A 9,857-nucleotide genomic window follows, 5' to 3' on the forward strand; every position below is an offset into this window, starting at 1 on the left:
TCAGGCTGTAAGGGCCAACAGGGACAGTCTTCTGCTGAAGGACGTGAGCCCGCCCACTCCAGCAGCCGTGCAGATCCTGTGGCGGGAGTACCGCGTGTTCAAGGAGCACCAGCGCTGAGGGTTGGCTTCGTTCACGTTCGTCTTCTGCGGCTACCGACGATCCGTCAGACCTTGACGTCACCGAAGTCGACCTCGGCCTCCACGGCGGGCTGGTGGGTCTGTGGGACGAACGCCTCCACCGGCACCTTCCCGGATGCCGCGAGGATCTCGGGCTTCCGGTCGGCGATATAGCGGCGAACCATCTGATAGGAGACCTCGGCGGCGTGCTCTTCAAGCAATCGATGGAAGATCCGCGTGACCGTGTGCCGCTGCTTGCGCGGGGCGTCCAGGTCGGACCGCAGGGTCTCGTCGATCACCGGCTTGTACGGATCGAGCGCGGTAGCACGAGGCGGGAGCTTCTTCCTCGGCTCCGGGTCAGGCGGAGTTCACCGCCTTCCTCACCGTCCGGTACGTCACCCCGTACCTGCGTTCCAAGGCCCGCATCGAGATGCCAGCACGGTGATCACGCCGAATCGCCGCATACAGCTCGACCTTCGACATCTGCGGCATGACCAGCACCTTTCACCAGGAGCACTCCGATGCTGCCCTGGCAAGAACCCCAGTGCTGTCAAAACTCGTGAACATCACGCGACCGTGGATCGGGGTGCCTCCCAAACTCGTGAACAACCGCTGTCATGAGTGCCGAACAGAGCCAGCCGGTCCGGCGCTCAGCCGAAGTGCCGGATGCGGTCGGCCGTCGCGGGAGCGTAGGGCGGCCAGTCGGTCACCGATCCGGTGGTGACGAACTCGGCGACCGAGGTCGCGAAGGCGCGCCCCAGGGCCCGCCCGGCGTCCGTGGGCCTGCCCAGCATCGGGCTGTCCGGGTAGGCGTCGAAGGTGTTGAAGAGGAAGGGCAGTTCGCCGCAGTGCGTGGCGCCCAGGGCGTGCCCGTCCTCGGCCGGCCGGTAGTCGAACCGGTAGACGTACGTGGCGTTGCCCCCGGTCGCGTGGTGGTCGGCGATCCGCAGCGAATCGTCGCGGAACAGCTCATCGGTCTGCACCGCGGTGAAGACCCGCGCCGGAGTGGGCCGCTCGAGCCGGGCGGCATACCGCTGGTAGACCTCATGGGCCCGTTCGCCGAGCTGACCGGTCAGGAGGTCCAGCGCACCGGCGGAGGTGAGGTTCTGGACGCGCGGATCGAAGGCGGTGAACGCCGTCGCCTCGTCCCGGGTGGTACCGATCAGCAGCGCCTTGCCGTCCAGGGCACCGTCCGCGAGCGTCCGCTGCCAGGCGCGGGGAACACCGGGGCCGCCGAGCACCGGATACATCGGCGGGGCGGCGCTGCCCGGACGCGCGAGTTGCCCCGCGAGCCGGCCGTAGGCGGAGAGCAACTGCTCGACGGGCAGCGTGCGCAGTGTCTTCGCGCGGTCCGCTCCGCTCTCCACACCGAGCAGCCGCAGGTAGGTTTCGGCGTTCTCGGTAGCGTTGCGCGGGTCCTGCGGCGCCAGGCCGAACGGGCCGCTCTGCAGCAGCACCCGGGTCATGAGCCCCGACGTCCGCGGATCGAGCGCCAGCGACAGGGCCGAATACGCCCTGGCCGACTGCCCGCCGACCGTCACCTGGCCCGGATCGCCGCCGAAGGAGGCGATGTCGCCCAGCGCGGCCAGCCGCCCCCCGTCGTACCAGTCCCATCCGCCGGAGCCACTGGTGAAGCCGCCCCCGTGCCACCACACCAGGACCGGGCGGGACGCGTTGTCCTCGAACGCCCCCGACGGAGCGTGGACGTTGACGGTCAGCGCGCCGTCCTCGTTCCAGTCCGGCACGCGGGCTCCCATCACCTGTTCCAGCCGGGAGGCGGCCTGCGGGACAGCCGGTCCGGCCTCCACCGCCTCCCGCACCCCGGTCCATCCCGGGTGCGGCCGGGGCGGTGCGAAGCGCAGCTCACCGACCGGCGACGCGGCGTAGGGGATTCCCCTGAAGGAGATCACCTCGCCCCGCGTGACGCCCCTGACCCGGCCGCGGTCCGTCTGCGCGATCCGGCCTGCGATACCCGTCATCGTGTTCGCCTCCCTCGTCTCGGTTACTCTGAGGTGTTTCTATCCGGAAGCGTCAATCCGAGCCAGAAAGAGGGATGCAAGACGCGAATGAAGGACAAGACATCCAGGAAAACGGTGGAAGCAGGCCATCCGCTGAATGAAACAGACAGCCGGATCGCCGCCGCGATGCTGGCTTCCCCGCGAGCCTCGTGGCGCACGGTCGGACGTGTCCTGGGCATCTCGGAGCGCACCGTGGTCCGTCGCGCGGCACCGCTGTTCCACGACAGGACACTGCGCGCCACAGCCGTGCGCAACCCCGTGTGGTTCCCCGATCTGATTCCGCTGGCCCTGCGTATCCGGTGCAGACCCGGCCGGATCAGCGCCATCGCCGCCACCCTGGCCCGCCGCGCCGACACCATCTGGGTGGACGTCCTCGGCGGCGGCGACGAAATCTGCGCCATCCTGTTCCTGGACGGGCCGGACGCACGTAACTCGCTGCTGCTGCGCGATCTTCCCGCCACCCCCGCGGTCCTGTCGTGGACCTCTCACGTCCTCCTGCGGGTCTTCCCGGCGGCCCTCGACTGGAGCGGCGGCCTGCTGACGGAAGACGAACTGACCAGCCTGCGCCCGGACACCTCTGCCCGGCCGGACACCTCTGCCCCGAACACCTCTGCCCCGGCCGCCCGTCCGGCTCTCCCGCCCGCCGACCACGCGTTCATCACGGCCCTGGTCGAGGACGGACGGGCCTCCTACGCCGACCTCGCCCGCCGCGCCGACACCACCCCCGTCACCGCCCGGCGCCGACTGGAGGCGCTGGTCGGCGACCAGGTCCTCAGACTCGCGACCGAAGTCGACCTCGCCCGGCTGGGCATCCGCGCCGAGGCACTGCTGTGGATCACCGTCGCCCCCGGTGGCCTGGAGGAGACGGGCCACCAGCTCAGCCGCCACCCACAAGTCCGCTTCGCCTCCGCCACCACCGGCACGGCCAACCTCCTCGTGGCCGTCGCCGCCGCCGACCTCAACGCGCTCTACTACTTCCTGAGCGATACCGTCGGCGCCCTCCCACACATCTCCACCCTCGAAGTCACCCCCATCCTGTCCGGAGTCAAAAGGACCGGCCTGGTCCGCCCGGGCAGCCTCTGAACAGACCCGCACATGGTCGACGGCGTCGCCGACCGAATCACCCAGGAGGGACGCGTATGAGCACCACCGTTCCGGCCGGACCCGAGTCCGTCTTCACCTACGGCGCTCCGGCGCTGAAGTTCGGGCCGGGAGTATCCGACGAGATCGGCTTCGACCTCGCTCAGTACGGGGCCCGCCGGGTCCTCGTGATCACCGACGCCGGGGTGGCCGCCACCGGCGCGCCGCACCGCATCGCCGAACGGATGTCCGCGTTCGGCATCGAAGCCCACGTCTACGACGGCGTGCACGTGGAGCCCACCGACGTCAGCCTGCGGCAGGCGGTCGACGACGCGCAGGCGTCGGGCCCATGGGACGCCTTCGTCGCCGTGGGCGGCGGCTCCAGCATCGACACCGCCAAGGCCGTCAACCTGCTCAGCACCAACCCCGGCGCGCTGATGGACTACATCAACGCACCGGTGGGCAGGGCGCTGGCGCCCGCGAACCCGCTTCTGCCGCTGGTCGCGGTCCCCACCACCACCGGAACCGGCGCGGAGAGCACCACCATCTGCGTGCTCGACGTCCTGGATCTGAAGGTCAAGACCGGCATCAGCCACGCCCGCCTGCGCCCCACGCTCGCGGTCATCGACCCGGACCTGACCTTCACCCAGCCCGCCGGGGTGACCGCCGCCAGCGGCATGGACATCCTGTGCCACGCGCTGGAGAGCTACACGGCCCGCCCCTACGACACCTACCCGCGCAAGCGGCCTGAGCAGCGCGTCCCGTACTGCGGCGCCAACCCGGTCTCCGACGTGTGGTCGGAACGGGCCCTGTACCTGCTCGCACAGTCCTTCCGTACCGCGGTCCGCGACGGCGACGACCCTCAGGCGCGTTCCGACATGGCCCTGGCGGCAACCTTCGCCGGTCTCGGATTCGGTAACGCGGGCGTCCACATCCCCCACGCCAACGCCTACCCGATCGCCGGGCGGGTGAAGGACTTCCACCCCGCCGGCTACCCCGCACACGAGCCGATGGTGCCCCACGGTATGGCCGTCTCGCTCACCGCGCCGGAGGCATTCCGCTTCACCTTCACCGCACAGCCCGAGCGGCACCTGAGGGCCGCCGAACTCCTCGCCCCGCGGATGGAACGCCCCACCGACCCCGCCGAGTATCTGCCGTCCGCGATCGAGCAGCTGATGCGCGACATCGGCATTCCCAACGGCATCGGCGGTGTCGGCTACGGCAAGGGCGACATCCCCGCCCTGGTGGAGGGCACCATGAAGCAGCAGCGGCTGCTGGCCACCGCCCCGCGCGAGGTCACCGAGGACGACCTCGCCGGGATCTTCGACCGCTCGCTGTCGCTCTGGTGAGGTGAGGGCCGGTGACCATCCATGGGCGGCTGCCCGCCGGGATCACTGGCAGTATCGGGGGCATGGATGGACAGATCATCGCCGCGTGTGACGGGGCGTCGAAGGGGAATCCCGGGCCCGCGGCCTGGGCGTGGGTCATCGCGGATACGGACACCGATGGCGAGGTAGGGCGCTGGGAGGCCGGGCCACTGGGCACCGCGACGAACAATGTGGCCGAACTGACCGCGCTGCAAAGGCTGTTGGAGGCCGCCGACCCGGCGCAGTCGCTGCAGGTGCGGATGGACTCCCAGTACGCCATGAAGGCAGTCACCACCTGGCTGCCCGGGTGGCGAAGGAAGGGATGGAAGACGGCTTCCGGCTCACCGGTGGCCAACCAGCACCTCGTGATGAGCATCGACGAGCTGCTGAAGGACCGCACGGTCGATTTCGTCTACGTTCCCGCCCACCAGGTCGACGGCGACCCGTTCAACGCCGCCGCGGACCGGGCCGCCAGCCACACGGCCCGCACCCAGCAGGCCGCGGGAACCTCCCTCGGCTCCGCCCTGCCGCCCCCGGAGCCCCAGACGGCCTCCCGCTCAGCAGGCCGCGGCCGCACGTCGCCGTCGCAGCCGACCGCCCAGCGGCGGGCGAAGTCCGCCCGCTCAGGCGGCGGTTCGATCAAGGCGAAATTCCCCGGCCGCTGCCGCTGCGGCCAGCCGTACGCGAAGGGCGAGCTCATCGCGAAGAACCCGGACGGCTGGGGCCACCCCGCCTGCGCGACCCAGGCCACGGCGGCCGGATAGGAACAGCCCGCCGCCAGGCCACGGCCCTGCCCGGACACCGGGCAGGGCCGTGGCGCGATCGCCGCGTGGTCAGCGGACGTAGAGCTTCGTGGGCTTCGGGGAACCCGACGTGTACAGGCTGCGGAGCTTCCGGATGTCGGACGGCTTGAGCTTGATACAGCCGTTCGACTTGTAGTCGCTGTTCCCGTCCCACCGGTAGGGCTCGGAGCTTCCGGCACGGCCGCTGGGCAGCATCTCGCTGTGGATGAACAGCTCGGTGCGGGGGTGGCCGCTGTGACACTCGTGATCACCGACGTACCAGGAGATGCCGTTGATGCCCCGCAGCCCGCCGTCGTGGTGGTTGTCGAACCGCTGGATCTTGTACGTGCCGTTCGGCAGCCACCCGGCGTTGCTCGCACAGGTGTCCTTGCTGCCATTGCCGGACCCGGCGCGCCAGCTTCCCAGGGTCCGGGGATGCCCCGGGCTCGACGCCGGGACGAGCACGAGGCTCAGCCGTGAATTCTGCGGACTGGAGCGCTTCGTGAACTGCAGGTAGGTGTGCCCGCCGGCCGCCGCGGCAGCCGCGCGGTGTGCGCCGGCTTCCGCGGGAGAAGAGGCGGCGTGCACCGGGTTGATGAAGGCCAGGGCGCTCCCGAGCGCCGCGGCCGCCGCGACGAGCGCGGCGCGATGACGTACGAACATGGCGATGAATCCCCTCACCGTGCGTTTGTGCGATCTTCCGCCGCTGTGCGAAAGCCCGTACGCCCGCCCATTCCGGGCGGGCGCACGAGAACGTGCGTGATCCGGCCGGTCAGCCGCAGGAGCCGCTGATCCACTTGTGGGACTTCACCTTGTAGTCGCCGACCAGGTTCCCGCCCGAGTGCTTCCGGGTGCAGCCGACCCGGTGGCCGTAGTTCTTGTTGAGGTAGAACGCCACGCCGGTCGCGCTGGACGTCCCGTTGTTGTAGACCGACTTCACGGGCTTGCTCGCGGCCCAGGAGCACTTGTAGATGCCCGAAGTCCAGTCAGGGTCCGCGACGTCCCACTTGCACTCCTGGCCTTGCCAGCCCGTCTGGGGATAGGCGCAGAAGTACCCCGTGGGGCATACATTGCGCTGGGTCTCGGTCGCCGAGGCGGCTCCGGGGAGGGTGAGGACGGCGACGACCGCCGCCATGTTGGTGGCTACCAGGGCGAGACGTGTGGTGCGCATGGCTGTCTCCTTCGTCGGATGGGGCGTGGACAGCCGCCGGCCTCCGTGTCCAGCGGCACTGACACGAGCTTCTCCGAGCCCGGAGCCCCGCGCACAGCTCGTTCCATCCAGGTGAAATATCGCTGTCCACCACGAGCGGGAACCTTGCGCGGTATTGGCAGAAACAGCCCTCACAGTCCGGTTGTGAGCAGCGGTAGACATGTCACGCGGGATGAGGGACAGGCAAGGAGCGCCGTGCTCAGGATGCATTTCAGCGTCGAGGATCTCGCCCGGATCACCCTGGCGCCGGGACCCGATCCGATGTGGGAGACGCTGCTCAGCCTGTACCGGCTGAGGCACAAACAGGGAACCGTGGTGTTCGGCCAGTGGAAACGGCGGCTCCGCCCGTCGGCTACGCCGTCGACTTCCTGACACCCGTGGGTGCCGGACAGTCCCTGACGGAGAGGCTGGAGGCGCTGCGGAGGACGCCCCGCGCCCGGCTGCGCGGGGATCTGGAGGAACTGGTCCTGCGGCACCCCGGCCGGCCCCTGCCGAGCTGGGCGCGTGAACTGGCGGAGGGTACGCCCGAGTCGGTGTTGCGGGTGGCGGACGCGGTCGGCGGGTATTTCGGTGCGGCGCTGGACCCGGTCTGGCATCGCGTCCAGTCCCAGGTGGCCCGTGACCGTGCCGCCCGCCTCCGCACGCTGACCGAAGGCGGCTGGGAGGCGGTGCTCGCCACTTTGCATCCCTCCGCCCGCTGGAGCTATCCGATCTTCGAACTGGCCTTCCCGGCCGACCATGACATCCATCTGGGCGGGCGCGGACTGATACTCCAGCCGTCCTTCTTCTGCTGGGGCGCTCCCACGACCTTCCTCGACATCGGGCTGCCGCCCACACTGGTCTACCCGGTCGAACGCAACCTCGACTGGGCCGCGCCGTGCGGGACAGCCGGGCGCTCCGCCCTCGCCGCGCTGCTCGGTACGACCCGGGCCCGTGTCCTGGAGGCCGTCGCCGTGGGGCCGTGCAGCACCACCGAACTCGCGCGGCGGACCAGTGTTCCCCTGCCGACGGCGAGTCAGCAGGCCTCGGTCCTGCGGGACGCGGGTCTGGTCCGCAGCCGTCGCCACCGCAACGTCGTCGTCCACATGGTCACTCCACTGGGAGCGGCGCTCCTCAACGGCGGCCCCGTCAGAACCTGAACCACACCTGAACCACGCAATTTTCGACCGCGGCCCGCGGCTCGCCGCCGCACCGTGGCCGGGCGAGAATCGGCGGACGCCACCGCGCGCCCATTCGCGGCCGACTGGGATGCGCTCGTCGCCGCTGCGCACCTTGGTGCGCTACGAGCCATCACCGAGGCTCACGGCACCCTCATCAACCGGGCGGAGAACATGCGCGGCATCGCCGCTGCCCTCAGTAGGCGTAGAAGCCGTGGCCGCTCTTGCGGCCCAGGCGTCCGGCCGCGACCATGCGGCGCAGCAGGGCGGGCGGTGCGTACAGAGGTTCCTTGAACTCCTCATACAGCGACTCGGCAACGGCCTGGGCGGTGTCGAGCCCGATGAGGTCGAGCAGTCGCAGCGGCCCCATGGGGTGGGCACAGCCCAACTCCATCCCGTGGTCGATGTCCTCAGGGCGGGCAGTGCCGGTCTCCACCATGCGGACCGCGGCCAGGAGATAGGGCACCAGCAGGGCGTTGACCACGAAGCCGGAGCGGTCCGGGGCTTGGATCGTTCGTTTGCCCAGCCGTTGGGCGGCGAAGTCCCTGGCGCGCTCCAGTGTCTCGGGGGCGGTGGTCAGGGCGGGGACCAGCTCCACCAGGGGCTGCACCGGGACCGGGTTGAAGAAGTGCATCCCGATGACCTGCTCGGGCCGACTGGTGACGGTTGCGAGGTCGACGACGGGTAGGGAGGAGGTGTTGGTGGCCAGGATCGCCCGGGGGTCGACGACTTCCTTGTCGAGGGTCTGGATGACCGTGGTCTTGAGATCCCGCTGTTCGGCGACCGCCTCTATGACGAACTGGCGGTCGGTCAGGTCGCCGAGGTGGCAGGTGAATCTCAGTCGGGCCAGGGTCTGGTCGCGTTGGTCCTCGGTGAACTTGCCGCGCCGCACGCCACGGTCCAGGGAGGCCGTGATGCGGCGGCGGCCGGCTTCGGCAGCGTCATGGGTGGCCTCGGCCACCAGGACATCCAGGCCTTGACGGGCGGCGACTTCGGCGATTCCGGAACCCATCAGGCCGCAGCCGACGACACCGAGGCGGGAGACATTTTCCATGGCAGTCCTTCGTAGGGGAAGGGCAGGCTTGGGGAGGGGGGCCGACGGCCCGGCTCACGCTATGGCACTGAGTACCCTCGGTCAAGGCTCTGAGTGCCACGGCTATGGCTGGTCGTCTCCCAGCGTCTTCTCAATCTTCTGCACCACGCGCCACATCGGAGCGCTCCGTGGCGCCACCATGACGATCACGTCGTCGTCCGGTGCGGGCGCGGTGCCGCTCTCCGCGGATTCGTCGGCATCGCTCCACGTCTGCCGGACGAACGTCAGAGCCTGATCCACCGTCTTCGCGGCATCGCCGTGCCCTCCGCCTCGCAGCCAGGTCCGCAGCCCGTTGTTGTGCGCGGCGACGACGGCCGCGGCCTGCACTTCCGCCCGCAGCGCTCCGTTCCGGTCTCCCGCGTAGCGTTGCCGGAGGTAGTGGGTCAGGGTCCGCTCGTAACGGTGCACCACGGACAGCTCGTACCCACGCAGGCTGGGCACTTCGCGCGTGAGTCGATAGCGCTGCACGGAGAACTCGGGGTTCGCGGCGTACATCCGCATGACGAGGCGGGCCGCGTCGCAGACCACGTCGAGCGGTTCGCCGTCGGTGCTCGTCGCGAGGAAGGTGCTCATCTCGGTCAGGCAGCGCTCATGTTCGGGAAAGACGACGTCTTCCTTGGACGGGAAGTAGCGGAAGAACGACCGGCGCCCCACTCCGGCTCGCGCCACGATGTCGTCCACTGTGGTCCGCTCGAAACCGTGCTCCACGAAGAGCTGGAACGCGGCCTCGATGAGCACTTCACGCATGGGCGTTTTGCCGGATGGCCCAGAACCGCCCACCGCCGCGGTCTCCCTGCCTTCGTCGCGTACGTCCGTCATGGAGGGAACGTAGCATCAGCACCGGCAAGAGTGGCACTCAGTACCTTTACTAGGGGTACTGGGTGTCATACCCTCGCTCAGGTGCTCCGGTTCGGCAGCGCAGACGTCCAGGAACCGTAAGGAGAGCCGGCGTGAGCTTGAGGATCGTTGTCTGTGTGAAGTACGTGCCCGACGCCACTGGCGATCGGCACTTCGCCGAGGACCTGACGCTCGA

At 69.6% G+C, this 9,857-nt stretch carries 11 protein-coding genes and 1 pseudogene; 6 read left to right on the forward strand and 6 right to left on the reverse strand.

The genetic code is table 11. The features are described from left to right. Window positions 1-164 precede the first annotated feature (164 nt). Window positions 165-416, reverse strand: a complete 252-nt coding sequence (locus ABZ370_RS43715; RefSeq protein WP_358634088.1) for a hypothetical protein — start codon at window positions 414-416, stop codon at window positions 165-167. A gap of 351 nt (window positions 417-767) precedes the next feature. Beyond that, a complete protein-coding gene (locus ABZ370_RS43720) occupies window positions 768-2,096 on the reverse strand; it encodes a carboxylesterase family protein (protein WP_358634091.1) in 1,329 nt (442 codons plus the stop codon). 87 nt (window positions 2,097-2,183) lie between these two features. Between ABZ370_RS43720 and ABZ370_RS43725 the strand changes: the two genes are divergently transcribed. The 3 genes from ABZ370_RS43725 to ABZ370_RS43735 all read left to right on the forward strand — a co-directional run bounded on the left by ABZ370_RS43725 (window position 2,184) and on the right by ABZ370_RS43735 (window position 5,346). Further along, on the forward strand, window positions 2,184-3,218 hold the full coding sequence (locus tag ABZ370_RS43725) for an AsnC family transcriptional regulator (RefSeq protein WP_358634094.1): 1,035 nt from the start codon (window positions 2,184-2,186) through the stop codon (window positions 3,216-3,218). 56 nt (window positions 3,219-3,274) lie between these two features. Next, window positions 3,275-4,564 carry a hydroxyacid-oxoacid transhydrogenase gene (locus tag ABZ370_RS43730; protein ID WP_358634097.1) on the forward strand — a complete coding sequence of 430 codons (1,290 nt, stop codon included), beginning with the start codon at window positions 3,275-3,277 and terminating at the stop codon, window positions 4,562-4,564. A gap of 62 nt (window positions 4,565-4,626) precedes the next feature. Next, a complete protein-coding gene (locus tag ABZ370_RS43735) occupies window positions 4,627-5,346 on the forward strand; it encodes a ribonuclease H (protein WP_358634100.1) in 720 nt (239 codons plus the stop codon). Window positions 5,347-5,415: 69 nt separating this feature from the next. Here the strand turns inward: ABZ370_RS43735 and ABZ370_RS43740 are convergent, their stop codons facing one another. Together ABZ370_RS43740 and ABZ370_RS43745 are read right to left on the reverse strand one after the other, a co-directional pair. Further along, window positions 5,416-6,045 (reverse strand): hypothetical protein, encoded by a 630-nt coding sequence (locus ABZ370_RS43740; RefSeq protein ID WP_358634103.1) that lies wholly within the window; start codon window positions 6,043-6,045, stop codon window positions 5,416-5,418. Window positions 6,046-6,136: 91 nt separating this feature from the next. Beyond that, window positions 6,137-6,535, reverse strand: a complete 399-nt coding sequence (locus ABZ370_RS43745) for a peptidase inhibitor family I36 protein (RefSeq protein ID WP_358634106.1) — start codon at window positions 6,533-6,535, stop codon at window positions 6,137-6,139. A 234-nt stretch (window positions 6,536-6,769) separates the two neighbouring features. Here ABZ370_RS43745 and ABZ370_RS43750 point away from each other — a divergent pair, with 234 nt between their 5' ends. After that, a complete protein-coding gene (locus ABZ370_RS43750) occupies window positions 6,770-6,946 on the forward strand; it encodes a hypothetical protein (RefSeq protein ID WP_358634109.1) in 177 nt (58 codons plus the stop codon). A 5-nt stretch (window positions 6,947-6,951) separates the two neighbouring features. Next, window positions 6,952-7,713 carry a winged helix-turn-helix domain-containing protein gene (locus ABZ370_RS43755; RefSeq protein ID WP_358634112.1) on the forward strand — a complete coding sequence of 254 codons (762 nt, stop codon included), beginning with the start codon at window positions 6,952-6,954 and terminating at the stop codon, window positions 7,711-7,713. A 214-nt stretch (window positions 7,714-7,927) separates the two neighbouring features. Here the strand turns inward: ABZ370_RS43755 and ABZ370_RS43760 are convergent, their stop codons facing one another. Together ABZ370_RS43760 and ABZ370_RS43765 are read right to left on the reverse strand one after the other, a co-directional pair. Next, window positions 7,928-8,785 carry a 3-hydroxybutyryl-CoA dehydrogenase gene (locus ABZ370_RS43760; RefSeq protein ID WP_358634115.1) on the reverse strand — a complete coding sequence of 286 codons (858 nt, stop codon included), beginning with the start codon at window positions 8,783-8,785 and terminating at the stop codon, window positions 7,928-7,930. Between the two features lie 102 nt (window positions 8,786-8,887). Then, a complete protein-coding gene (locus ABZ370_RS43765; RefSeq protein WP_358634118.1) occupies window positions 8,888-9,571 on the reverse strand; it encodes a TetR family transcriptional regulator in 684 nt (227 codons plus the stop codon). Window positions 9,572-9,774: 203 nt separating this feature from the next. On the opposite strand from ABZ370_RS43765, the pseudogene ABZ370_RS43770 reads away from it, so the two are divergent. Then, window positions 9,775-9,857 (forward strand): annotated as a pseudogene (locus tag ABZ370_RS43770) (electron transfer flavoprotein subunit beta); the annotation flags it as partial.

The sequence above is a fragment of the Streptomyces sp. NPDC005962 genome, from assembly GCF_040629205.1.
GTDB lineage: Bacteria > Actinomycetota > Actinomycetes > Streptomycetales > Streptomycetaceae > Streptomyces.